The 25,098-nt window shown below is 56.0% G+C and carries 21 protein-coding genes; 7 read left to right on the top strand and 14 right to left on the bottom strand.

What is annotated here, in order from left to right; all coding sequences use genetic code 11:
• Positions 1-28: 28 nt before the first annotated feature.
• Both FHT29_RS24155 and FHT29_RS24150 read right to left on the bottom strand, forming a co-directional pair.
• Entirely contained in the window at positions 29-520 is a 492-nt protein-coding gene (locus tag FHT29_RS24155) for an HAD family hydrolase (RefSeq protein ID WP_168600217.1), read from the bottom strand.
• Complete coding sequence (locus FHT29_RS24150) at positions 520-999, bottom strand: hypothetical protein (RefSeq protein WP_168596906.1); 480 nt, start codon at positions 997-999, stop codon at positions 520-522. Before FHT29_RS24150 ends, FHT29_RS24155 begins: the two co-directional genes overlap by 1 nt.
• Positions 1,000-1,360: 361 nt before the next feature.
• On the opposite strand from FHT29_RS24150, the gene FHT29_RS24145 reads away from it, so the two are divergent.
• The 3 genes from FHT29_RS24145 to FHT29_RS24135 all read left to right on the top strand — a co-directional run bounded on the left by FHT29_RS24145 (position 1,361) and on the right by FHT29_RS24135 (position 5,470).
• A complete protein-coding gene (locus FHT29_RS24145; RefSeq protein ID WP_168596907.1) occupies positions 1,361-2,212 on the top strand; it encodes a hypothetical protein in 852 nt (283 codons plus the stop codon).
• A gap of 96 nt (positions 2,213-2,308) precedes the next feature.
• Positions 2,309-2,875: a hypothetical protein gene (locus FHT29_RS24140; protein ID WP_168596908.1), complete on the top strand. Its 567-nt coding sequence runs from the start codon at positions 2,309-2,311 to the stop codon at positions 2,873-2,875.
• Between the two features lie 1,719 nt (positions 2,876-4,594).
• Positions 4,595-5,470, top strand: coding sequence for a hypothetical protein (locus tag FHT29_RS24135; RefSeq protein ID WP_168596909.1), 876 nt, complete (start codon positions 4,595-4,597; stop codon positions 5,468-5,470).
• Between the two features lie 793 nt (positions 5,471-6,263).
• On the opposite strand, the gene FHT29_RS24130 is transcribed toward FHT29_RS24135, so the two are convergent.
• From FHT29_RS24130 to FHT29_RS24105, 6 genes are all read right to left on the bottom strand, one after another.
• On the bottom strand, positions 6,264-6,566 hold the full coding sequence (locus FHT29_RS24130; RefSeq protein ID WP_168596910.1) for a hypothetical protein: 303 nt from the start codon (positions 6,564-6,566) through the stop codon (positions 6,264-6,266).
• 572 nt (positions 6,567-7,138) lie between these two features.
• Positions 7,139-7,903: a metallophosphoesterase gene (locus FHT29_RS24125; RefSeq protein WP_168596911.1), complete on the bottom strand. Its 765-nt coding sequence runs from the start codon at positions 7,901-7,903 to the stop codon at positions 7,139-7,141.
• A 106-nt stretch (positions 7,904-8,009) separates the two neighbouring features.
• The gene (locus FHT29_RS24120) at positions 8,010-8,939 is read right to left on the bottom strand and encodes a hypothetical protein (protein ID WP_168600216.1); all 930 of its coding nucleotides are present in this window, start codon (positions 8,937-8,939) and stop codon (positions 8,010-8,012) included.
• Between the two features lie 161 nt (positions 8,940-9,100).
• The gene (locus FHT29_RS24115; RefSeq protein WP_168600215.1) at positions 9,101-9,871 is read right to left on the bottom strand and encodes a metallophosphoesterase; all 771 of its coding nucleotides are present in this window, start codon (positions 9,869-9,871) and stop codon (positions 9,101-9,103) included.
• Between the two features lie 199 nt (positions 9,872-10,070).
• The gene (locus FHT29_RS24110) at positions 10,071-12,017 is read right to left on the bottom strand and encodes an AAA family ATPase (protein WP_168600214.1); all 1,947 of its coding nucleotides are present in this window, start codon (positions 12,015-12,017) and stop codon (positions 10,071-10,073) included.
• Between the two features lie 206 nt (positions 12,018-12,223).
• Positions 12,224-12,532 (bottom strand): DUF6634 family protein, encoded by a 309-nt coding sequence (locus FHT29_RS24105; protein WP_168596913.1) that lies wholly within the window; start codon positions 12,530-12,532, stop codon positions 12,224-12,226.
• A gap of 159 nt (positions 12,533-12,691) precedes the next feature.
• Between FHT29_RS24105 and FHT29_RS24100 the strand changes: the two genes are divergently transcribed.
• The 3 genes from FHT29_RS24100 (at position 12,692) to FHT29_RS24090 (ending at position 15,024) form a co-directional block, all read left to right on the top strand.
• The gene (locus FHT29_RS24100) at positions 12,692-13,000 is read left to right on the top strand and encodes a helix-turn-helix domain-containing protein (RefSeq protein WP_246703090.1); all 309 of its coding nucleotides are present in this window, start codon (positions 12,692-12,694) and stop codon (positions 12,998-13,000) included.
• A gap of 495 nt (positions 13,001-13,495) precedes the next feature.
• Positions 13,496-13,702 carry a hypothetical protein gene (locus FHT29_RS24095; RefSeq protein ID WP_037202606.1) on the top strand — a complete coding sequence of 69 codons (207 nt, stop codon included), beginning with the start codon at positions 13,496-13,498 and terminating at the stop codon, positions 13,700-13,702.
• A gap of 302 nt (positions 13,703-14,004) precedes the next feature.
• A complete protein-coding gene (locus tag FHT29_RS24090) occupies positions 14,005-15,024 on the top strand; it encodes a GlxA family transcriptional regulator (protein ID WP_348644881.1) in 1,020 nt (339 codons plus the stop codon).
• A 39-nt stretch (positions 15,025-15,063) separates the two neighbouring features.
• Here the strand turns inward: FHT29_RS24090 and FHT29_RS24085 are convergent, their stop codons facing one another.
• From FHT29_RS24085 to FHT29_RS24065, 5 genes are all read right to left on the bottom strand, one after another.
• On the bottom strand, positions 15,064-16,395 hold the full coding sequence (locus tag FHT29_RS24085) for a diguanylate cyclase (protein ID WP_037202608.1): 1,332 nt from the start codon (positions 16,393-16,395) through the stop codon (positions 15,064-15,066).
• A 188-nt stretch (positions 16,396-16,583) separates the two neighbouring features.
• Positions 16,584-17,414, bottom strand: coding sequence for a response regulator (locus tag FHT29_RS24080; protein ID WP_168600213.1), 831 nt, complete (start codon positions 17,412-17,414; stop codon positions 16,584-16,586).
• 306 nt (positions 17,415-17,720) lie between these two features.
• Positions 17,721-20,315, bottom strand: a complete 2,595-nt coding sequence (locus tag FHT29_RS24075; protein ID WP_092573926.1) for a mechanosensitive ion channel family protein — start codon at positions 20,313-20,315, stop codon at positions 17,721-17,723.
• Between the two features lie 417 nt (positions 20,316-20,732).
• Complete coding sequence (locus FHT29_RS24070) at positions 20,733-22,148, bottom strand: FAD/NAD(P)-binding protein (protein ID WP_037202612.1); 1,416 nt, start codon at positions 22,146-22,148, stop codon at positions 20,733-20,735.
• Between the two features lie 381 nt (positions 22,149-22,529).
• Positions 22,530-23,129: an alpha/beta hydrolase gene (locus FHT29_RS24065; protein ID WP_047558122.1), complete on the bottom strand. Its 600-nt coding sequence runs from the start codon at positions 23,127-23,129 to the stop codon at positions 22,530-22,532.
• 195 nt (positions 23,130-23,324) lie between these two features.
• Between FHT29_RS24065 and FHT29_RS24060 the strand changes: the two genes are divergently transcribed.
• On the top strand, positions 23,325-24,521 hold the full coding sequence (locus FHT29_RS24060) for an SfnB family sulfur acquisition oxidoreductase (protein ID WP_047557961.1): 1,197 nt from the start codon (positions 23,325-23,327) through the stop codon (positions 24,519-24,521).
• Positions 24,522-24,566: 45 nt separating this feature from the next.
• Here the strand turns inward: FHT29_RS24060 and FHT29_RS24055 are convergent, their stop codons facing one another.
• Entirely contained in the window at positions 24,567-25,034 is a 468-nt protein-coding gene (locus tag FHT29_RS24055; protein WP_047557963.1) for an Rrf2 family transcriptional regulator, read from the bottom strand.
• Positions 25,035-25,098 lie beyond the last annotated feature (64 nt).

Below are 25,098 nucleotides of genomic sequence, written 5' to 3'. Positions count from 1 at the left end.
TACACCCGCTCAGCCCCCAACGCTGACTTCAAAACAGTCTGAATTTTAGCGAGAAGTGGACGACCCCCTCGCCATTGCTGATAGTCGCGCAAAACAGGTCCACCTTCCGGAGGAATTGAAGAGCTTCACGTGCCCCGTTCATCGGGCAAGCCATTTCGGGACAACGCAAACGGAAATGATCGAGGAGCGGACCTGACAACTCACCAGGTAGCCCGAATGATGCGACAAGCGTAGGATAAAGGTCGGACTTTTTTACGAGGCCTTGTTCTTCGAGTTTGAGGTAGCGTGCTGCATACTGATCTTGCGACAGAGCGTCACCGAACTGTCCGGCGACCAGTTCACAATACTGCAATGCCAAGAATTCAACTGCTGCTGCCCGCCGATCCAACAGTGTCTCGTCGAGGTCGAAGAGGACGGCCTTTATCATTTTGGTTCCCTGGAATTTGCATGCACTGGCTTCGCATACCCAAAACGGCAGACGACCGCCATCTTGGTTCGGCGTCGGCGAACCGGACATCATCAGTATGGTTCTAACACCTTTGGGTCGCGCAAGCGGTGCGGCAGCGTGGCCTTATGGAGATTGCGGTATCGCTTGAGATTGTTGGCAGATTCGATGGAAATCAACTCCCCGCCAACATCCATTAAGGCTCCATGCAGAAGGGGCGTATCCCAAAAGAACGGAACGTCGCCCCAAAAAAGCGTCAAAGGCCGCTCTTGCTCTTGCACTAAAGTTACCTCGCACAGCGTGCCAAAATGCCGAAATGCTCGCTTATGCCGGAAACGCTTTAGAGGTATCTCTTCGAAGTCCAGAATATTTTGCAGCTTGATGTCAAATTCTCCGAAGGATTCGCAACGATAAACCAAATCGATGTCGCTGTGCGTCGAGGGCTCGCGGAGACCTAGAATTTCCTCTGCCCAACCACCGAAGAGATCGCAGATAATGCCCGAGCGTCGGAGGTTCGCCGTAACGGCGGCGACTTTCTCTCGGGTATTCTCCATTGATCTCTCCGAAACTGAACGAATCACCCAAACCGATACCATATCATGAGGTGAGGCAATGGTTGCTGTTGGCGCTTTGCCGCTCAGGCTGAGGACAGCGTACTGCGGACATGTGGCCGTCCGTCAACAATCAGAGAAACAGTCGGTCGCCCGCTAGTAAAACCGTTCGGAAGCATGTCACCGAGGTAATCTTCCTTGGATTTTCCGGACATTACTGTCGAAATCCATGCTCGCCGATACTGATCAAACGGCATTGCTTTTATCAGCGAGCCCTAGCCGATTCTTTTACGCTACGTTTAGGAAATCGCCTTAGACGTTTATCTGTCAAGAAAAACACAACCACGCTATGTCTCGAGGCGTAATGGACAGCAAAAGCAAGAACCTTCGGAAATTTTTCGCTGAGCCTAAAAATCAAACCACTCGAGAGAGAATTTTCTTCAATCGACTATCTTTCGATCTGAAAATCGCCGCGGCTCGCAACAAATACCACTTGCACCTCTACGAACCAGACGTCGATCGCGACGGGTTTGATATCGTCGTCGAAGACGGAGACAACACTCTGTGGTTCCAAACGAAAGCCGTTTTGTCGAGCGCCGGTACGTCTACATGGGAGGCATCAACGGGTCTGCTGCGGCCAAATCTCATGGCAGCTGAATCCTACGGTTTCGATCCTGTCGAGGCAGGTCGTGGCGGCGGCATCATTCTTATCGAGATCGATGACAGCAATACAGGTGGTCAGGTCACTTACAGTTACACAGACTTCGACATCATCGTGGCTATCTCTGAAGGCTTTCTGATTGAAAGACCCAGGAGAATACAAACTGGACGACCGCCGGCCGCCGCGCGACAGGTGGCGAATGAAGCAATTCAGGCGCTTCGTGTCGCAAAACGTGACGAGAAGGTCTCCATTCCCGAAAAGCTCTTTGTCAGATTGAAGTCGCCAGATGACTTGCTAGGCGTGATGGGTTTGCATACGCAAACCGGCTATGGATCATTCGCCCTACGAAAGGCCTACCGACGCGTCATAGTGGAAGACGGCGGAAATTGTTTCGCTGACACGCCGGTAGACGAGACCAGCCTCCTGCATTATCACATCGGACTACTGTTGGCCGCACAAGCGGATTCCTTGCCCGCGAACATAAACGGGTTCGATTGCTTCAACTGGACACGACCAACGTCGCACGGCAATATTCCGCCCGCGAATGGTCCGTAATTGGTACCATGGCATCGCGGCCCCTTCCCCGTTTACGCTTGAGAATGAACAGACCTTGCACCCCACCACGTGTCGAAATCAGGCAGTCCTGGCGTTATGCTTCCACTTGATGAATATTTGAAACTTTCCCCCCGCCGGGCCGCGAGCCGGCTGAGACGGCTCCAGAAACCACCCTATGATTTCGATGACGGGAACGATCGTTATTCTGATGCAGCAAGGTATTGGGGAGAACGGCTTAGCTTGCCGGACCTGTATGAAACCTACGATGACATCTTCCAGGGAAGGCATGCCGTTGTCCAAAAACAGCTATTCGATCTAGCAGGTTCAGGCAGTTCGGTCGATGACGCGTGCGTGCCTAAACTCCGAACATATCTTTCGGCTCTGAAGGAGAAATACCCAGTCATCGCGGAGATCAAGGTCAGCAATAAAGGGCAGGCTTGGGCGGTCGTGCTCGGTTGCGTGAGTAAATACTCGCCTTCCGATGTAAGATATTTTTTAGGCGGAACATACAGCCGCGAGGCTTTTAAAGAACGACTGCGCTTACTTCGTGTCCAAGAATGTATTGGCCATTGTTTGGAATGGAGGGTTGGCCCCGAAAGCTTGGCGATGTTGGAGACCCATCTTTCACTCGAGCCGTTCCCCAACGAGATTGCAGGTTCCTAAACCGATCAAGAACCTTCAATTCCTACTCAATCGGCAACATCGAACCAACTTTGCCCGGACATCGCAAACTTTCCACGATCACCTCATTGTTGGTGTCGAAGGAAAGTGTCTGAGTTTCAGACGCGCGCAAGCGTTAGTGCACCCAGAAGAACCTTAACCACCGAATTAATACTGATTTTGTATTCAGCCCGAACTTGGTATTCGATAATCGCGAAGGTTAGTGTATGAAATGCTAGTTATAAGCGCATTTCAATAGCATTTGATCTCAACCTTTGGAAAAAAGGCGGCCGACCATGAGATCTGGGCGATTGACCTTTATTTTGTCCGCATTGCTGTCGTCTTGTTCTGTTCATCCGTTGCCAGAGGACTACACGGGTGTAGACACCGTTGATATTTCCGACCACGTTCGGTGCTAAACTATTGCCGGAGTGGAAGACACCCTGAGGGTGTATCTCTCAAGCCGGACCGTCCCCGAAACGAAGCGCATATGGGCACAGTATGCGGCCAGCCCGACGGGCGTGGAACAAATTAACCCGGCCCAATTTCCCGGTGAAGTCGGCACGCTCCTCTCTATTTTTTGGCGTACTGGCGTCGCTTACAATTTTACGCTCGACATGACCGAAATCAATAATATCGACACGACAACCGCGTTTCTGAGCCCTCTTCGTCGTGTCGGGTGGGACTTGGGTATCAAGGCCAACCTCGATCGCACTCGGGCAAACGAACGTACATTTACCATCACCACCAATTTCGCTGACTTGATCAAAGAAGGCCAAGCAAGCTGCCCCAGGCGCACTTGCTGGACGAGATCGAGATCACGCATTTCAGAAATCGGATCGATGACATCCTCCGGAATGGGCGACCGACCAGGTGGCAGCGTCAGTTCCTCTACGACGTCCAGCAGAAACTCGTCCGCTATGGGGCCTGGACACGCCTCACCGAGAAACAACTGTCGATCCTGAGACTGCTGACCCAGCCCTCGGGCGCTTCCGTCGTCCAGCTTGCGGACAGGCGTTCGGCCTCACCCGTTTCGACCCCACGGAATTTGCCGCGGAGAACCTACGGCAATCGACGCCTGCAGGTAAAGATAGCCGTTTTTCTCGTCGCCTTGATGGCGGTCCTGGCCAGCCGCTTCCTTCACGGAGACCCGAGTTCTCTTTGGACTTCATCGACTTCGGAGACCGTTGCGACGCCGACGGCCTCCGGATTCACCACACAGAACTTTTCAATCATCGACGGGGATACCATTCGCATGGGCGACGGCACCCCTGTACGCTTGGTCGGCCTTAACGCGCCCGAGGTATTCCATCCCCGATGCGCGAGCGAGGCTGCGCTCGGAAACAAGGCCACCGAACGGGTAAGGCAGCTCGTCGCGTCCGGTTCACCTAAGGTGACCAAGATTGCATGCTCCTGTAAACCCGGGACGGAAGGTACGGATAAGTGCAACTACCGACGAAGCTGCGGCATCCTAAAGGTTGATGGAAAGGATGTCGGCCAGACTTTGATGGCGGAAGGACTGGCAGTGTCATTCGTATGCGGCCGGAACGGTTGTCCCCCTACTCCGAGCCCATGGTGCGGCTAATACTCCCTGGGAAATTTCTCATCCCTCGGCTCTCTCATGAAGCCTCTTGACCGGATCGTGGCCGCAGAGAAAAATGCTTTGCATATTGTTCCGATCCGCAGAGGTCGGAACGGAGCGCTGTTCGATTCTAGCAACCAATGACGTCTGAAAAACAAACCGATCTGGTGACCACCCTTTGGGGAATAGGGGAAGCGTTTAACCAGTTCTGGAAAGCAGCCGATGGTTGGCTGAAGAAACCGGAGGTCCAAGCGGCGTTTAAGAGGCTGGTCGAGCTGCCCACCGCGATTGACCATAGGATCAAGACGCAACGCATGCTTCTTCGACGCGGTATTCTTCCCTCGGACCCGGTACTTGCCTTACACACGGAACAAGGAGCGCTAACCGCTGCTCTGGTCGCGCGGGACTATGCTGCCAAGCTGGATAGCAAAGGTCATTCCGATGACGCAAGGATATTTCGGGAAATCATGCCGCTGGCAGAGTTGGGCAACGCTACTCACACACTCCGGGTGATCTATCCAGAAATAGAGGCGGTCGCTCGTCGGTACATGTACGAAACCGGGGTGACAGACGGGATAACCAGCCTGGTGGAGATGAGATTCGCTATAGGAGACCTCCAGAACGACTCGTTAGGGGTTACTGCCGAACTCCTTGCGACCGAGACCTTTATCTTCGTAAATCTGTTTGCCATCGACTATGCCTATAGGGCCTCATATGACACGAGCAAACGCGGTCGAAGGGCGTTTGCGAAAGTCGCCAACCGTCACCAGGTCTGCCACGGCATCTCTTCCGACTTCGACGAGATGCACGTGATCAACGCCCTGACATTGCTGTACATCTCCGTGGTTGTCGGCCAGTTCATGGTGAAGGAAGGGAAGCGGTTTGCAAAGGAAAACCAGAAGTTCATTCAAACGCTCAGCCAACAACGGAGCGATATCAAGGAGGCCAATCGGGAGATGCTGTCGCTAATCCTGTCCCTTCGAGCAGAGGGTCTCGACCCCAAGGCAGACGTCTAGCTAGGTCGGACCAGAGCCGCGACGAAGACGACAGCTCTTCGCTATGCGTATGAAGCCAACAGACGTCGACGAGCCAAATCGTTCAACTGCCACCTCACACGGTACTGGCGACATCCATAGACGCTGGTCGTTTTAAGCAGGTTAAGACGATGGATCAAATGTCGGAAGCAGCCCGCAAATTGCCGGATAGAAGTAAACGGTGCGCCAAGACGACTAAGAAGCCGCTCGATACGGCTGCCCGCCTGTCGCCCGTGTCGAGAAGTCTCTGCAGATGCTATGGAGGAAGAGTTTGTTGCCATATTGCCAGACGGGCGAGACATGGAATTGGTCGAAGACTTGATCCAACGACTTGGCGACGAGGCTGCAAGTTCCGTTCTGGAACAGATTTGGAATCGCCCGATCTTAAAGCGTGATGCACTCCATCGGCGTTCATGGGACGCTATTCTATGACAATGAACATCGACGGGACCATGTCCCGCCGTCGAAGCGCGAAATCGATTGGCATGTTGGGTCGGTCAATAAAGCCCAGCGAGCCCTATTTGCGAGACATCGGTAATCTGTGCACGCTGCCTGGCCCAGGCGGGCATTCCGGCTGCAGCGGCCGGGAACACCTGACGATTTCCTACCATGGCTGCAACCTGAGACGCTTCTCTGGTAGGAAAGAGTTCGAGATTTTTGGGCTTCGGCAAAGCCAATAGAGCCGGACGCTGCCATCGCCCCATCCACTGACTACTAGGTCCTGAACCCGCAAATGAAAACGTCCGCGATTGAGCGTGCCTCGCAGAACAGCGCATTACCAGACTAGCGCGACTGGTCCATCATTCGAGACGGCTGTTCGACAGGCTTCAAACAGGTCCTCTGCGCATTCGTTGAACATCGGTCGAGGGTCGTTCGGCTTGCTTTCTATCCAAACTCGCAGGGGGTCAATAAGTTTGGCCGCATCGCTCGCTATCTCAAGCGCCTCATCGATTCCTCGAACAACACTCTCGACTTCAGGTCCGGCTCCTTCCGAAATCTCAGCCAACACCGCCTCAAACGGCGTCCCGGATTTATCGCGTCCGACGAACGGTGGACAATGAATATTGATACCACCCATAACGGCTTTCCCCTTGCTCGGCGAAATGCTTAGCAGCTAACCATGATATCCACGATTTAGGGGCGAATGCCAGCGGGCAGCTCCCACAATATGCCGAACTTTAATTCACCTTCAGCATAAGCCGATATGATCCAACCGACTTGGGCTAAGGCGCAGTTTGGGCAATAGCCAGCAATGCATCTTTCACGCCAGCAAACGTCAGAGCCTTCACGTGTTCTCGACTATATATGAGCGCACCGTCGCCGATTTCGAATGCTCTGCGCGTGCCGACGCCTTGCCGGAGCTCCAAACGGCTCAGCTTCGCGCCAGTTGCCGGGTCAGAGAAACAGACACCGACAATCCCGGCCTGTATTACTTTCCGAATTGGATCATCCATATTGATTCATCCGTTTCTTAGCTCGTGTCGCGTGATAGCCGCTTTCAAGGCAGCATGTAATTCAATGATCACAAATCGATACGCCGGCTATGGGTGACGGTACCTACTACCAGTGTGTAGATCGCCACCGGCTCTTATACAGCGACTCTCGCAGTGCTATGACTGTGGTGCCTCGAACCAAGAAAACCTGGCCACATTAAATGTCCACGATAAAATCGGGGTCGAACCCTGTCGCCTCGCCCGGATAGCCCCTCGGATTTGACACTATCCTCGTTGAGCCCACGGAGTAATCGTTTCGATGATGAAGATGTCCGTGCACCCATAACGTCGGCCCCGTCTCGCAAATCAGGTCTTCTAAATCCGAAGCGTAGCATGCCGCGAGCGGATCGTAGCGAAACCCGCCGTCAACCGAACGCGGCGACGGGGCGTGATGCGTCACGACAACGGCCCTCTGACCCGGGTGTTCACGGAGTTCACCTGCGATGAAGTTTCTCGTTTCGACGTGCTTCCGGTAAGCATCAAGCGGCTTGAACTTTTGATAGGGCATCTTTGAGAGTTTGATCTTCTTGTAGTCGTTCATCCCACTTCGGGCATATGACATCGCGACCTGTGGATCGCGACCGAATAGCTTGAAATCGGTCCACAACGTCCCCCCGACAAAGAGTACGCCCTTGATCTCCACTATATCGTTTTCCAGGAAATGCAGGTTCGGATGGCTATTGGCCTCCCCCACCTGACGGATGCTTTCGTGAATGGACGAATGATAGAATTCGTGGTTTCCCGCCACGAAAACCACCGGCACTTTTAGAGCGATATGTTGGGTCAGCCACCTTATGCTTGGGATAATGCCTTTCGATAAGACGTCGCCTGCGCATACCACGACATCAACGTCTTTCGGCGGATCGTTGTCAAAAGGCACCCCGAACTCGAGATGCAGGTCGGAGATCACCCATATTTTCACGGCAACACCATGAGTTCATGGGCAGATTGGGAGTCGCTTTTGCTTACGGCGTCTGCCCTACGCCTCTCATGCCATCGTAAGAAGTTCATGTTCATCGAAACCTTACCTACACGTTCGGTCCATGGAGAAACGGAAATTCCGGCAGATAACGAGCCGCGAATTCGCCCCTCATCGCGATCGCAAGCGGATCAAGCTGAAGAAACAAGGTGCGTTTGCATTCATCGGCGGAAAGCCATCCGTCTCTCAACCGCCATCGCTTTGCGAATAGTTCACTCAGAAGGCGTCGGCTGCACTCCTGCAAAAATGAGAGGGCCTCGTCTTTCGTCGTGTGTCGAGATGCGTACCGCTCTGCAAACTCCCCTAACTCCGCGGCCTCTATCGTGGGCATCGTCGCAATGTCTTTGATTTTTGCCGCGACATCCTCAGAAAGGCTTGTCAGCGCAGCATCGAGCGCCTCGATGAAACGATGGTCCTTGGCGAAATTCATGCCTGCTTCGTAAGGAGAGTCGCGCCAAAGGATGGTTTCAGCAGCCGGCGTCCAGCGGCAATCCAAGATCAGACCGAGAGCCTGGAAGGCTGAAAACGCCTTTCCCGCCAGAAAAGCAGGTGGGCATCCGTAGCCGGGGCGAATGTTCGGCCTTCGACGCCCTGTCGGCCCCTTTGCACTGCCCGTTTCCCAGAGCTTCCTGTATCGCAAGAGCCGCGATTGACTTGCCGCCCAGACCACGGCGGTGGCGATGTCGTCCCATCGCGGGAGGACTGCTGGCAATATCGGCATAGAGACGGGTATTGCACCACCATCAACGACAATTGCGTGTCCCAGCGCCTCCAAGGCTTGGCAAGCTAGCTGGTAAGCGGCGATATGAAGATGCTCCCAGTTTCCAGTTGGGGTTCGCGGCAGAATGGACAGAAAGAACTCAATTGCAGGGCCTACCCAATCTGTCGAGACTAGAGGGTTCTTTAGTATTCTCTTTTGGCCGACCGCGATCCGGCGTCCGATTGGGTGAAAGTCGACTTCGTCGAGCGGTTCTCCCATCGAACCGGGCAAGGACACTTTTGGTCTATTGCCCCTTGAAGGTGACCGTGGGGGCTTTGACATCAGATTCCCACCTTTCCTGCATTTGCGAGATAGAGCTTCGAAGCAACCATCGATGACGGCCGGCCGGCACGTCGTGACACAGACGGATTCCTTCACTGCTAGACCTCAATGACGAAGCCCCAATCGAACTGTCGGAAACACTCCTCCCGGGGATAGCCTCTTGGATTGGCGATCACTCGTGTATCGTTGATCATGTAGTCGACGAAGTGGTGGACGTGTCCATGGACCCAAAGGGCCGGACCGCCTGGGGACATCAAGCCTTCCAGATTGGATGCAAACGCCGTAGTGAGAAGATCGGTCTTATACTTTTCCTCGACGGACAGCATGCTGGGAGCATGGTGAGTTACGACCACGACCTTTTGATCCCGATATTTGGCGAGCATACCTTCCAGAAAACGGCGGCTTTCCTGATGTATTTTCAGGGTGTGTATAGGCCTGAAGCGATCCCGCGGTTCATCGCCAAAGGTGATCAACCGAAAGTCGCTCATCGCAGCGGCAGCATTTTCCATCCCCTTTTGTGACCAGGCGGGTCCGAACAAGTTGAAATCGGTCCACAGGGTCGCGCCTGCGAAAACGAAACCATCGATCTGCACGCACTTGTTTTCCAGGTAGTGGATGTTTCCAATCGCCTCGAAGCGGCTCGCCGCGGCGTGTCCTCCTATGAAGCTATCGTGATAGAACTCGTGGTTGCCGGCCACAAAGACGACCGGCATATGAGCTGCGATGCGGTCATCGAGCCATCGCAGGCTGGGAACGACCCCATGCGTGAAGATATCTCCGGCGACAACGCACACGTCGGCCTCCGGAATATGCAGGTCTGCAAGCCCTTTAAAGTCGAAATGGAGATCGGATAGAATCCATAGCTTCATGAGATTGCCTTCTCTGTTTGCGGCCGCCGGGTCTCCATTTTTTCCCACTGTTCACTCGACAGTGCTGCATCTACCATGACGACTTGCGTTGCCGACCATGGAAACTTCACCGCTTCGGTTCCGCTAATCGTTCTTCCAATGATGACTTCGCATACGTCTGCACCGATGCGTGTTAGAGGCGACTGGCTTCGCTCTGCCATCACATGCCTGCCTTCAGGTTTGTTTTTGCAAGGCTGACCGTAGAACGACGATTTCGGTGGATGATTTCTAGGACCTCGTCACCGCTCATCGCTCGTGCTTCCATCAGTCGCGTCACCATCTCGTCCAAGACATGACGTTGTTCCCGAATTATTGACCTCGCGCGCCCGAGCTCTTTCTCGAGGACTTTATGAACCTCCCTTCTGATATCGGGGTTATAGGTCCGCATACTCGCGAATTCCCTTTCATCAAGCTGCCCAACCATCAACGTGTGGCCCATGCCGAGCGCGCCTTCCAAGGCCGTGGCAAGATCGGTGGCTCGGTTGAGGTCAGAGTTACTGTTTCCAGCCGCACCATCTGCAAATGATCCGAACACCTCGATCTCGGCAGCGATACCGCCCAAGCATACTGCAATCCAGTTCTCGTAATGCGCCCTGGTCTTTCGTTGCGGTGTTGGCGGCTCGTATTCGACGGAGCCCATTTCCCGATATTCGCCGTCGATCCGATACGACGAGATTTTGATCCCAGCAACGTGACTGTATCCGACCTCGGAACCGATGATCGCGTGACCCACCTCATGAACAGCAACGGATCGGATGTAGCCGTCGGGGAGCGGTGCCAACGGGCGTAATTGACCAACAATATGTTGAGCTCCGAGGTCTTCGTATTGCCGTCGCGCTAGTCGCCGCGCCCGCCTGACCAACTGCTCTATGTCCGCACCGGATTGTTCCTCTGTTGCCAGATCGAACTGCTCGGCTTGATCAGGCTCGAGTACGATACCGCTATGAAATTTCAAAATGGACCTACGCGATTGGGCGTCGGGCAGCGTGACCTCAATATGTCGGTCAAGCCGGCCCGGACGCCGAATGGCCGGGTCCAGCCGATCTGGAAAATTGCAGGCTCCGACTACGACGACACCCACGCGTCGCTCGAAGCCATCCAGTTGCTCCAGGAAGCCGGTCATCACGGCCCTCAGGTAGAGTCCGTTGCGATCCCTTTCGGAACGGTCACCGAACGTATCAACCTCATCAACGAAAAGGATAGAGGGCGCTTTCGCCTTGGCCTCAGCGAATGAAGCTCTCATCGCTTTCAGGTGCTCGTCGAGCGCTCCGGCCTCCTGCCATCTGGAAACCGACCCAAATATGATCGGCACCTGACAGGTATTCGCCAATGCGCTTGCGAACATGGTCTTTCCGACGCCGGGCGGCCCCGAAATCAAGACTCCGCCGTCAACGTCGCCCCATGGGATGACACCCGCCTTATAGTCGGTCAGGTCCTTTGCGAGATCGTATCCCCAGTCGATGAGGCCGCCATACCCATGCATATCCGACAGCGTCGGGCCACCTGGCTCTGTAGGCTTGGTGGTCGCGTTCGCGGACGGCCCGGGCTCTCGAAGCCTCCGCAATAATTGCAGAGACTTCAACGGATCGCGTCGCTCCTGGAAAGCCTTGTAGAGACGCGGCCAAGGTTCCGAGATCAGAATCTCTATGTCTCTCTGGGTTACAGGAAGGCCAGCACGCCGGAGTGCGGCTTCCGCATGGCGATCGGAACGAGCGCACAATGGAAAAACGGCGTCCGATAGCAGTTGCTCATCTTCTTTTAGCTCGTAGTCAAATGACGCGAAAAAGATCGCCTTTCCGTTCTGGAGCGCCTCCATCTGATCGCGGAAAGACTTTTCTTTCCACTCAAAGACATCCCAACCCACTTCGTCGGGCTTCCAGATTTCCCAAACGAAGTGGCGCGCTGCGTCGGCGTAGACGGGAAAATAGAAGTCTTCGTGCGCCTTTAGCGTGATGATGGAATTCAGCTTGGGCTTATTCCAGGCCCGCAATGTCGCCGCGATAGCGCAATAGGCCATGAATACTGGCATGGTGATAGCCGCACCGCGGGGATTAGTGGTTCGACGCCAAGGCACGCGGGTTCGCTTGCCGGATCGGTTGCTCGGCATTTGGTGTCTCCTAAAAGATGGAACTCGATACGGCTATCTATCCGGCGGTAATTCCCGCGCGCGATTTGCGCGCTGCTCCTGCATGATGGGTGGCACAGCGAGACTACATTGCGACGACCACAAAGGCTGAGGACGTGGCGTCTTCGTCACCGGCTGGAATTTCGAGGACGCAAACCTCCTTCAACTCGGTAGAGCGCGCCGCCCTTTTAAATCTGCGGCTGCGCTGGCGTGCCAAGGCGATACCAGCGAGAAAGGGTTCGCGCGATATGTCGTTCGTCATCGATATAAAAGAGTTCCGATGAAACCGACATTCTCCCGTCTGAAAGCTTTGGATGCCCCTGCACCATTCCAACGAGGCACGGAACATCTCTTCTGGCGGCTCTCCAGCGATCCAGGAATACGGGGATGTCGCAAGCGTTGGGATATGCTCCCGCTTCCAGATCGTCGACAAGGGACCTGAGCTTTTTAAGCAGGCGTTCGCGATCGCCACCAAGGTACACACCCTTCTCACTCATCGAATGCCTCCGTCTTCATAAAACATGATTCGGCGTCTTGAATAACCAACTCGTAACCGGAATGGAGCTTAATGTCCATCCAAAGAATCTTTTTGCGTCTTTAAAAGCGCTTTTTGACTCAATTTGACAACGCAAGAATTGAGCTGGTTTCTGCGTTCTATGAAGATGGTTGCAACTCCAGAGCAAATCGTTGCCGCGCGCGGATTGCTGCGCCTAAGTCAGAGCGAACTCGCCAAGTGCGCGGGTGTGTCGCGGACGTCGATTACGCGTATCGAAAAGGGTGACGATCCCAAAAACATTGCGTCACTCGCCAAGCTGCAAGCCGCCCTTGAAGAGAAAGGCATACTGTTTCTGCCAGAGACCGACATTGTCGGTGATGGAGTCCGCTTCTCGAAGCCTGAGGCTGAGAGACAGGTTTCTGTGGCTGGGTCCGACCGCGGAAGGGCTGCCGAAGAGACTGACAGCTAACCATCGCAGCACAAACGCCGGTCAGTCGGTCGGCTATGTTCTTTGCACGAAACCAGTGCGCAGATCCGGGTTATCGTTTCGAACTTCAGCCTGATGTAGCCAAACCGCATTCGGTCTTTCTAGCTTTGAAGGGAACATGCGCATGTCGTGGTCGCTTACTGCGACTGATCGTGGCTGACCATTTAACGGCCGTTTCGATGTCGATCTATTCCCCGCCCCTCTTATGCGAGGGATGTGGCTATGCGTAAAGCTTTGAAAACTCGCGACAAGGGAAAAAATTCTGATTCCGAAGGGCGGATTTCTTCCGAACGAAATGGGAGAAATTTTCCTGCCATAGCTGTCCGCCCTCGAACGAAAGCCCGGCAAGACCCAATCGTTCAAGAATACTAATGACAGATATAAGATCTATTCGTTTGATTGATGAATAGGTCGGATCCATATTGTTGCTTGGGGATTGCGATCTTTTGAGCATCTAAAGCCGAAAGGAACCTGGAAATGACAACGATCACCTATAGACATACAGACAGGGTGCAGAGCCCGTTTCCATCGGGTGGCAGCCACATGCCTTTTTTCTCCAAGATCGCGGATCGCTGGCAGCAATGGCGTTCGCTACGCGAGCTTGAGTCACTGTCCGATGATGTACGCAAGGACATGGGCTGGCCCGCCGCGAACGAAACCAACACTCCCAAGGCTATGCGATGATTGCGAATGATCGTAAAATCTGAAGGCGACACTCAACCCCAACGAGTGTCGCCTTTCGAACATTTGTGCATCTGGACGCGCATTCCAACTTAATCTTGATAATCAGTCCCATATATATTTGGTTGTTTCAGTAGATTGCTTGCACTCCTTCATCTGCTTTCTTCACCGCGGCATTTTTTGTAGCAAACGCAAATATTCCTTTGCGGCCGCGATTATCCATGCCAATGTCGCTAATAGACCATCGAGCCGACGTATTTGACGCAAGGAATACGCAATGGTCCTGGAGCATGGATTTTCACGATATGAGCAAGACTCCGATTAAGACGCGTTCCCTGGTTTTCTTCCTCGTTCCGCATTTCACCATGCTGCCGTTTTCCGCCGCGGTAGAGACATTGCGCATCGCCAACCGCATGCTGGGCTACCCCGCCTACACATGGCGTCTCGCCTCCACCGACGGCCAGAAGGTCTATTCCTCCAGCGGCATCGGCCTAGAGGTCAACTCAGCGCTCGCCGACGAACGCCGCTATCTCGGCGGCGAAAACCGCCCGAATATGGTGCTGGTCTGTTCCGGCATTTATGTCGAGGAATTCAACAACAAGTCGGTCAACGCCTGGCTGCGCGAGACCTATAATCGCGGCGTGGCTGTCGGCAGTCTCTGTACGGGTGCACATGTGCTTGCCCAGGCGGGCCTGCTGAATGGCAAGCGCTGCGCCATCCACTGGGAAAACCTCCCCGGCTTCTCTGAGACCTTCCCACAGGCCGAAGTCTATGCCGATCTCTACGAGGTCGACAGCAACATCTATACCTGTGCCGGCGGCACAGCTTCGCTCGACATGATGCTGAACCTGATCGGCCAGGACTTCGGCGAGAACCTTGTCAATCGCGTCTGCGAGCAGCAATTGACCGATCGCGTCCGCAGCCCGCATGACCGCCAGCGCCTGCCGTTGCGTGCGCGCTTGGGCGTGCAGAATGCCAAGGTACTGTCGATCATCGAGCTGATGGAAAGCAACCTCGCCGAGCCGTTGTCGCTGCTGGAAATTGCCGATGATGCCGGCCTGTCGCGACGCCAGATCGAACGCCTGTTCCGGCAGGAGATGGGTCGCTCGCCGGCCCGCTACTATCTCGAAATCCGGCTGGATCGCGCCCGGCACCTGCTCGTGCAATCCTCCATGCCGGTTGTCGAAGTGGCCGTCGCCTGCGGCTTCGTGTCCGCCTCGCATTTTTCCAAGTGTTATCGCGAACTCTACAACCGCTCGCCGCAGCAGGAGCGCGCCGAGCGCAAGCTGACCATGTCGACGAACCGCACCGGCATCGTCGTCTGAAAACAGCATCAATCAGCAGCGATTATCGATGCAAGCGGCCTATTCGGCCGCTTCTTCGGTCATCCTGAAGTCGGAATAGACCTGATTGCGGCCGTTATGCTTGGCCATGTAGAGAAACTGGTCGGCCGCGTTGAGATAGTTGTCGAAGGATTCGTAGCCGGCGATCTCGGCGACGCCGATCGATACGGTAACGGATAATTCCTCATCATCCGCGCTGACCTTCAAACCGGCGAGATCGATACGCACCTCGTCGCAAAGCATGGTTGCCGCGCGCGAATCCATTTCATTGAACAGAATGGCGAATTCTTCGCCGCCAAGGCGGGACAAAAGGCTCGTGGTGCCTTCGAACAGCGCATGGAGCCGACGAGCGACAGCCTTAAGCACGAGATCGCCGATTTCGTGACCGTAAGTGTCGTTTAGCTTCTTGAAATGGTCGATATCGAGAATGGCAACGGAACTGGGGCACTGTCGGCGCAGGCATTCATTCACCAGCCGCGGGGCGTGATCGTAAAAATACCGCCTGTTGTAAAGACCCGTCAGATAGTCGCTCGCCGCCGCCGCCCGCAATTGCTTGAGCTGCGTCAGCGTCTCGACATTCAAAGCAATGCGACATTGCAGCTCTTCCGGAACGAAAGGGCGGTAGATGAAGTCGCTGGCGCCGGCCTTGAGGAAGCTTGCCGACAACAACCGGTCGTTTGAAGAAGAGATGCCGATGATCCGCATCCTATCCGATCCATAGCGATGGCGGATGCGGCGCGTCAGTTCATGGCCGTTCATGTCGGGCATGTTGTAATCGGTGATGACAATTTCGATATCATCAAACTCTTCGAACGCCGCCAGAGCCTCGACGCCTGTGCTGGCCTCGGTAACCCTGAATTGTTGTGCCTGCAGGAGGTCTATGAGCATCTGCCTGGCCGATGGCAAATCATCGACAACCAGTACGCGTGTCGTCCGATTGGTGATGGCGCGCCGAACGGCCGCGACGAGATTGTCGAGAGCGAACTCGCTGTCCTTCAGGACATAGTCAACGACACTGCGCTCCATGATGCGATTGCGCGTCGCCGTATCGAAAGACGCCGTAAAGACGATGCTTGGTATCTGATGCTTGACGGCGACGTCCAGCGCCTCGCCATAGGCAGCGTCGGGCAGGTTTAGATCGATCACCGCCATGGTAAAGCCGCGGCCACCGTCCGCCAGCGCTTCGTTCAACATTTTCAACGAGGCGCAATGCGTGACGGCAAGACCGAGTTCGGTTTCAAATCGATGCGACAATACGGCGGAAAACATGCGCGAATCCTCGACCAGAAGTATCTTCTGGCTGCCAGTGCGATAGCTGCTGCCATCGCTGAGGGCTCCCACATGCAGTACCATTTCCCTTCAATTCCTCCCGTGCCATCCGGCACACGAAATACTCAGTCAGTCTCGCATCTGCTAAAACCGCCGATACACCTATCCTGAACAGGATTCGTGAAAAATTGGAACCGCAGATTGCAGACATTTGCATAAAAATGAATTTTCCTCACATTAGGTCGACGCCGCTACGCCGGCCTTGTGGTATTTCATGCTACTTCGCTGACACGCCGCGCTGATTGAATCTGAAGTAACGTGTCGAGATTCTGGTTTACGCGGCAGTAAAACTCCTCGTCGATGAATGGCCGCAGAATGAAATCATTGCCGCCAGCCTTGAGGAAGCGTGCCGAAAGAAGCCGATTGGTTGATGATGAGACGCCGATAATGCGCAACTGGTGCGAACCGGTCGCTGCGCGAATACGCCGCGTCAGCTCGAAGCCATCCATGTCGGGCATGTTGTAATCCGTGACCATCAGGCCGATGTCGCGATTGGCCTTCAGGATCTCCAACGCCTTGACGCCGCCTTCCGCGATACTGACGCGAAAATTGTAGCGTTTCAGCCGGCTGGACAACAGGGCCCGCGCCGTTGGACTGTCATCGACGATCAGAACATGATGGCGCTGGTTGGTGAGAAAGCGGCAGATCGATTCCGCCAGCAAATCGACGGCAAAAATATTATCCTTGAGGATGTAGTCGACGACATTCTTGGCGATCAACTCATCACGCGTGCCTTCCAGAAAGGTGCCCGTGAAAGCGATCGTCGGAATGGAGAGATCAAGCAGATAAGCCAGCGCTTCGCCCTTCTCGGCTCCCGGCAGGTTCATGTTTGAAATCGCCAGCTGGATCGGCTCCGACGACTTGTCATAAGCAAGCTGCAACTCCTCGAAATTGCGGCAGATTTCGACATCGATGTCCAGAAGCTCTCTCAGCCTGGCCCGGATCATCGAAGTAAAGAGATTGGAATCCTCAACAAGAAGAATACGCGATCCAGCAAGCGACGCGCCGGAATATTGCATCCCCGAAACACCCAGAAATGGCATAATAAAAACCTGCTTTTGAAATTGGCCCCTCTGTTATTGTTTCTAGAACAAAGCTTTTGAATATTTGTTAAGTCGACTGGTTTCCCAGAAATGAAGGAAACGGCCAGATATCGACGAGCATTTCGCCGGTCGGATAGGCGATACCCCAGTTTTCAAAAACTGGAATTGCAGAATAATACGCTTTGAAGCCTTCGACCGGGGCAGGTCCCTACTGCGCTGAACGAGGCGCAAGCGAACTGGGCCGCTTCGCATGGCCTCCGGCAAGGCGAACCCGCCGACCCCCGGCCCGTCCCCCGGCCCGTCCCCCTACTCGGCCGCCGTCCGGCCGCGACGGCGGGCGGCGCTCTTTGCCTCCTGAACCTGCTCCTCGCGCTGAGAAACGACAGGCTCTGCAATATCCTCGCGTTCCTCTTCAGGCCCGTCCGCGGAATCCGTCAATTTACTGCCGGCGGCATCCATCTGCCGGCTTCGCTTGCCATCGCGAACGATGTGCAATTCCTGATGCGGATAGGGAATGGAGATTCCCTCCTCGCGAAAACGCTTCAGGATCTGGATGCGTAGACTGTTGCGGATATCCATGCCGTCGGAAAGATCCGAAAGATAGAACCGCATCTCGAAATCAAGCGAGGACGGGCCGAAGCGCAGGAACTCCACATGCGGCTCCGGATTTCTCAACACCTTCGGGACGCCGCGCACCAAATCCAGCAGGATTTCCATCACCTTCTGCGGATCGGACTCGAAGCTGACGGATACTGGAATTTCCGAGCGCGCCAACCGGTTGCGGTGCGTCCAGTTGCCGACCGAGGCATTGATGAGCTCCGAATTCGGCACGATGATCGACTGTTTGCGGAAGGTTTCGATCTCGGTCGCACGCACCGAGATGCGCTTGACGATGCCTTCGGATGTGCCCGACACGATCCAGTCGCCGACCTTGAAGGGCCGCTCGACCAGGAGGATCAGGCCGGAGACGAAATTCGACACGATGTTCTGCAGGCCGAAACCGATGCCGACCGAGAGCGCGCTGGCAACGAGCGCCAGGCTGGACAGGTCGATGCCCGCGGCAGAAATGGCGATGATCGCAGCCACGGCGACGCCAAGATAGCCAATACCGGTCCTCACGGAGTTGCGGACACCCAGATCCACCTGACCGCGCGCCATGACATTGCTGTCGAGCCACCGCTGGAACCAGCGCGTAATCAGATAGCCGCCGGCAAACAAGAGGATGCCAGCGCAAATGCCAAGCAGCGATATCGATATGTTGCCGATGCGGATCTCGGTGAACAGCCGGTAGGCAATCAGTTCAAGATCCTGGATATGGAAACCCCAGGAGAGCAGGATCAAAGGGATGCCGGTCAAGAGTGCCACGGCATAGGTCGCAAGCCCGGCGATGAGGCCGCCCTGATCGAGCGCGACATCGCCAAGCTTGAGACGGTTTTCCAGAAGGCGCCCGATGATCGTCTCGGCAAAGACACCCTGCTTTGATACCGCCTTGCCGAGCTGGAAGCCGAGATACATGGTCGCGATGACGGCGCTTGTCACGATCATCTGCGTTGCCATGAAGCGAGCGAGGCCGACATAGCCGATGAACGATATGAAGATCACCAATGCGCCGAGAACGCGAAGGATGATCGCCATGCCGTGCGGCCAGCGTCGGCCCGGCGCATCGGGATCGCCGTTCTTGGCCAGCATCGGCGAGCCGAAGGACGCTGCAATCAGGATGAGGCCGATCAGCAGCGCGGCAAAGAAACTTTTCACCACGGTTACGACGACGGGCGATCCCATGGACTCGCTGATGCGGTCGAAGACATAATCCAGACCGTTGACCACGGCCATGGCCTGCAGGCACCAGCTCAACGAGCGCGCGCCCTTGTTCGACAATTTGACGAGACGCCAATGCGGCCTGAACGGCGCAAAAACGGCATTGGTCAGCCGCCCGACGAAATAGACGAGGCCGATAAAGCCGAAGAATGCACCCAGTATCGGAGCGATATCCGGCCGCAGCACATTGAAGTTCGAGAGAAAGAAGAAGGACGTGACCAGAAACGCAACCAATGACAGCGTTCGGATCAAAGTCGACCAGAAGGCAACCGAAAGGCGGCTGATATAGGGCGGGTTCTCGATAGCCTCGTCCTGCACATAATAGCGGCGGAACAGCCGGTAGCCGCCGAAGAGGAAAATCAAGGCCGCGCCGATCGACAGGCAGACGGCGGCCAGGAATGAGGCAAACTTGGCCTTCAGGACGAAGCCGATCCAGCTCGTCACCGCGTCACGGAATTCGACGCCCTCGTCGACGAGCGCCGACGCTGCATCCTGGAATGTCCCTGCGGAAACCTCCGTGCGCTTTAGCAATGTCTCGGTAAACAGCCTGCGCCGCGTCTCCATGAGCTGCATCGAAAGTCGATTGGTCTCCGCGGTCAGATTGTCGGCGTCGAGACTTACGGCGCTGATCTGCTTGCGCTCGGCATTGAGGCGGTCTCGCTCCTGCGTGACGATGACAGCCTCGGGCGGCTGCCCCTCCTTAGGCGCGGCGCCGAGCTGGGTCAGGCGCGCATCGATCTCGGCGGAACGGGGTTTCAACCTTGTCGAAATTGCCGCAACAGAGCGGTTGAGAACGTCTACCTGGCCGGAAAGCGCCACCAGTGCTTCGTCGTCCGCTCCGGCCTGCTTGGCACTGTCTTGGATGGAGCCGTATTCCTTCTTCGCCTTGTTAAGATCGGCAACGGCGGCATCCAGTAAGCCGTTGGCAAGCTGGGGCGGCTGCTCGGCTTGCTGGGGCGGTTGCGACGGCTGCTGATCCTGCGCAAAGGCATCCCTGCCCACGAGTGGCACGGCGGCCGTGGCAAGGCCCAATCCCAGCAGCAAAAGCGGCAGAAGACGCAGACGGAATTTCAGCGGGCGCAAGCAAAGCTCCTCGTCGCAAATAAAGTCATGGGAAACTGAACCAGAATCGCCATGGACATGAAGGACAGATTCGTCCTCTACTGTGATTGCAGATTTCATAGTCTCTACGCGTACGCCTTGTAAGACAAAGAAAGGCGACACAAAGGCGTTCCACACCTTATCGGGCCGGACATACCCAAGGCCGAAGATCGCCGTTCTGACTTTCCGAAGGCTACACCCAAAGACAGGCCCGGAGATAGGCTGAAGAATGCAGCCGGCAATGGGGACGGCCCTGCTCGTACCATTTCGCAGGAATAAGGATGAAGGCTGCGTCCCGACTACAGCCGCAACCGTGCCGATCGGCGTGTCCTGCGACAGCGACGTCTATTCCGGAAGGACGAAGCGGCCGATCTGTTCGTGAAAAATCTGAAAAGTCGGCTAGACCGCCTTGCACTGCGGATGGAAGCGCTCCGCCATAGTCTCCGCGGCCGCATAAGCCTGTGTGACGATTTCAGGCACGAGGTCGATGTCAGGAAGACTGCCGAGCCCTAGCGGACCTATCGCAAAAATTCCGTCGGTCGTTCGTCCATCGACAGCAAGCGCGCCCGTTGCTTCAACGGCAAGGCCGAGGCCAAGTTCGTCCGGCACGGCAAGGCCGGCATCGATCAGTTTGCGCAGCAGCGGCGCATCGAGATCGGGCGCCTGGCACCGACAGTCGATCACCTCATCCGCATAGAGCTGTTCGATTTCCTGCTGTCCGGCGGGCCTAAGTGTCAATCCGGTCGGCGTCCGCCGGATAAAGTGACCTCGCCGCAGCAACGTATTGCCCTCAGCCAGTTCCTGTTTCAGGCGAACATGCAACGCCTCGGGCAGTCGGTTGCGGTGGCTGTCATAGAGTGCCCGCAGATGGCGGTTGAACCGCTGCTTCTGACCGGCAGGCAACGCTCGCCAGAGCGAGCGCGCGTGCTTGCGCAGGCCGTTCATGACGGATTGCCAACTCTGGCCGTTCGCTTCTGCATCTTCGCAGGCCCTGCGGATGAAGCGGATGATTTCGCTCAGCTGATTGGGCATCCTGTCGGCGGGAAAGACGGGCTCGGCATTGTTGCGCGTATGGCTCTGCGGCAGGAATCCACGTCTGGAAACAATGGTGATCTGACCCGCATAGCCGCCGTCGCGCATCTGCAGCAACCTGTCGACGACGCGCAAGCCGCTGCCGAGCAGCACCGTATGCGGCCGAGACACCAGGCGGCGAGCACGGACTGCCGTTGGGATATTCACCGATTCACCGCTTTGCGATTCCTGGTCGGCAATGCCATAGCCGGTCGCCAGTACGACCATATCGAACGGTGCGTTGGCGGCACCCTCGCTTTCCACCAGAAAGCAGCTGCCGCGCAGGCGGCGAAGGCCTGTGACCATCTCGCCGCTGACCTGAACCGTCACGTCCCGCCGCGATGCAAAGGCTTCGGAAAAGCGCTGATAGACATAATCGCTGAAAATGCTCTTCGGAACGAAGATCTGCTGAAAGCCCGGTATGGCCGCCGGGACGGCGCTGCGGAAGGGAGCATTGCCGCACAGCCATTCATTGAAGTCGTCAGGATCTCCGGCTGAAACGGAAAGGTCGCGAACGCGGCTGTTGAGGATTTCGCTGCTGTGGCCGGACGCCAGGGCCTGCCCCCCGCTGACGCTGGAATTCGGATCGAAAAGCTGCAGGTGGAACGGGTTGCGCACCGTCTTCATCAGGGCGATCGCGATCATCATGCCCGAGAAGCCGCGGCCGATAACGGCGATACGGGGCATCGCGTAAGCCTGGGCCGCCGCATTTGCCTTGGCGGAAAAAAATCCCTGAACCGTCATATCAACTCCTGGGGCGAGAAGTGGTCGATCATGCCTTTCTCGGGCTTGCTCACTTTACGGCCTGCGAAACACAAACTCTGATTATGATGTTTGGCGGCCAGAGCGCTGCGGCTCATAAAACGCATGAAAGCCGCATCGGTTCTCAAAATTCAGCGCATCGCCTTCAGCCGGGAATACCTTCCCCTCACGAAGCAAGATGCGACACGCAGGCTCAAACCCGGATTCAAGAACCGGACACCTGCAACTGGCTACGCACACGGCTGCCCGTCAAAATAGTCAGGCAACGGAATTGTTCCCATTGTCTACTCATTTAGTCGTATATGAAAGCGTGAAAATGCGCCGTTAGCAAGCGCTTTCTTGCCTACCGACCCCGGGAACGGATCAGAGCGATGATACCATGACGCAGGAGGCGGCCTGCGGTCGCAGGCCTTTTTGCGATCTACCTTCTACGGTTTCGGCAAAGGAAGAGAATAGCTTATAGCCTTCCCGCCAACGGCCGAAGCCGCTTTCGATATTGATATGACCGGCGTCTCCGAGATCGTGAATCTCGCTTCCCCAGCAGGCAGCATACCGCCGGAGCGTAGCGAAATCCATGTAACGATCGTCACGGCTGCCGACAACGAGACTTCTGAACGGCAAGGGCCTGGTCGGCATCGCACCGAATTCGATAGCGCCGGGATGAAGCCTCTCGGTCCTCTCAAGATCACAGGGCGCCACCAGAAAGGCGCCCTTCACTCGCCTGGCAGCCGGCCGATCGGCCAGATGGGCGGCAAGCAGGCAGCCGAGACTGTGTGTGACGAGCCATGCCTGCCCCGCTCGCTCCAGCTCGTTTTCGAGTGCCTGCAGCCACTGAGACAATACCGGCCTCGACCACGAAGCCTGTCGCACGATGGTCGCGGAGGCATGATCACGCGTCCAATGACGTTGCCAATGGCCCTCGGCGGAACCGTTCAGGCCGGGAAGGATCAAGATGGCGCCCATGAGGATCTCCTGGATGCAGGCGGCCACGCCTTCCGGCCGCGTGCTTACAATTTCTCCATTTGCCGCCTATTATGCCGAAAGGCAGCATCCGAATAAGCAAAGAAAATCCATTGTATACTAGATCCATAGAAATTAAGATCTTACGGATTTGCCCTGCCTGAAGAACCGATCTGGCGCTGGCTGATGGAGTGATGGATGGGGACTGTTTCGCAGTTGCACGAACGCGTCAGGCCACCCGCGCATCGTATTCAAAGTGAAGAGGAAGCGCTCGAAATCGCGCGGTCGCTGGCCGTCGGCTTCGCGCTGCAGGCCAGCGATCGCGATATCAACCGTGTCCTGCCCTATGACGAAATCGAGACCCTCTCCCAGTCAGGCCTGTTCGGGATCTCCGTGCCGTCGGAACATGGTGGCATCGATATTTCCAACTCCGTCCTTGCCGAAATCATCGCCATCCTGGCAGGAGCCGATCCCTCCATCGCGCAGATTTTGCAAACCCATTTCCACGTGCTGGAAGCGGTGCGTACCGGCGGCAGTGAGGAGCAGAAGTCGTCCCTTTTTGCCAGGGTCATGGCCGGTGACCGTTTCGGCAGTGTTTCTTCCGATGCCGGCACAGGCGGAGCCGGTCAAAGTGATCTGCAACTGACACATGACGGGCTAGGCTACCGCCTGAACGGCCGGAGCTTCCATTCCGCCAGCGTTCTCTTCTCCGACTGGATCGTCATGTTCATCGCCGATGCCGTGGCCGTCGTGCCGAGGAATACCGAAGGCGTCCAGATCATCGACGACTGGGATGGTTTCGGCCAGCGCACCTCCGGAAACGGAACAACCATCCTGCACAACATCTATCTCAACGTTGACGCGGTACTTTCGCATCATGAAAAGCTTGAGCAGCCTTCCGTCATCGATTCCGTCGGCCAGCTCACCCATGCCGGCATCAATCTCGGCATAGCCCGATCGGCGTTCGCGACGACCATCGAGCTCATGCGCGCCCATCCCTCGACGGACAATAGCCTGAAGCATGCTGCGGATGATCCGCTTATTATCACCAGAGTGGGAGAGATTGCCGTTCTCATTGAAGCAGCAACGGCGATGGTGGAGCGCGCCGGCAGCAAGATCGATGCCGCCCAGATCAATCTCACCGAGGATCATGTGATCGATGCCGCGCTTTCCGTGGCGGCGGCACAGACCGTGACTGCGGAGATCGCCATGGAGGCGTCCAACACGCTGTTTGATCTCGCGGGCGCGTCCTCGGCACGCATCGGCCTCAATCTTGACCGCCACTGGCGCAATGCCCGCATTCATACGCTCCATGATCCGGCACGACGGACATACAATGCCGTCGGCAACTATCATCTGAACGGCATAAAGCCGCCAAAGAGCTCATCGCCCTGAACGTCGGCTGCGCTGGGTCCAATAAAAAGGAAACGGCCGAAGGGTTCAGCCGATATTCGAAGCGCGGTAGTCTTCCCGTTCCGGGATCTCGATTTGCGAGCCGCCAGCGACGAACTGTTCCAACGTCATGTTATCGAGAATCTCAGCAATCGCGTCGCGGACCTCCGTCATCGAGCGACGCACCTGACAGCGCTCCGGATCCGAACAGTCGTCACAAGCCTCATAGGCCGTGCGGCTGGCGCAGCGGATCGGGGCAAGCGGACCGTCCAATGTGCGAATGACATGACCGATGCGGATTTCCGAAGCCGAGCGCGACAGCGAATAACCGCCGCCGGGGCCCTTCTTCGAGCGAAGCACACCGGCATTGCGCAATTCGAGCAGGATGGTATCGAGAAACTTCTTCGGAATGTTGTTGCGTAACGCGATATCGTTGATGAACGCTGTTTCGCCCGGCCCAAGACGAGCCAGATCCACCAGCGCCTTCAATCCATATTTTCCTTTTTTCGTAAGCATCGCTATTCGCTTTACTGCAAAGTCGATTGTTGGGAACCCGGCTCGGTTCGATGGGGACTCAGCC

It is taken from the genome of Rhizobium sp. SG741 (assembly GCF_012275435.1).
GTDB classification, from domain to species: domain Bacteria; phylum Pseudomonadota; class Alphaproteobacteria; order Rhizobiales; family Rhizobiaceae; genus Rhizobium; species Rhizobium lusitanum.
This window is presented reverse-complemented; position numbering and strand designations above follow the sequence as displayed.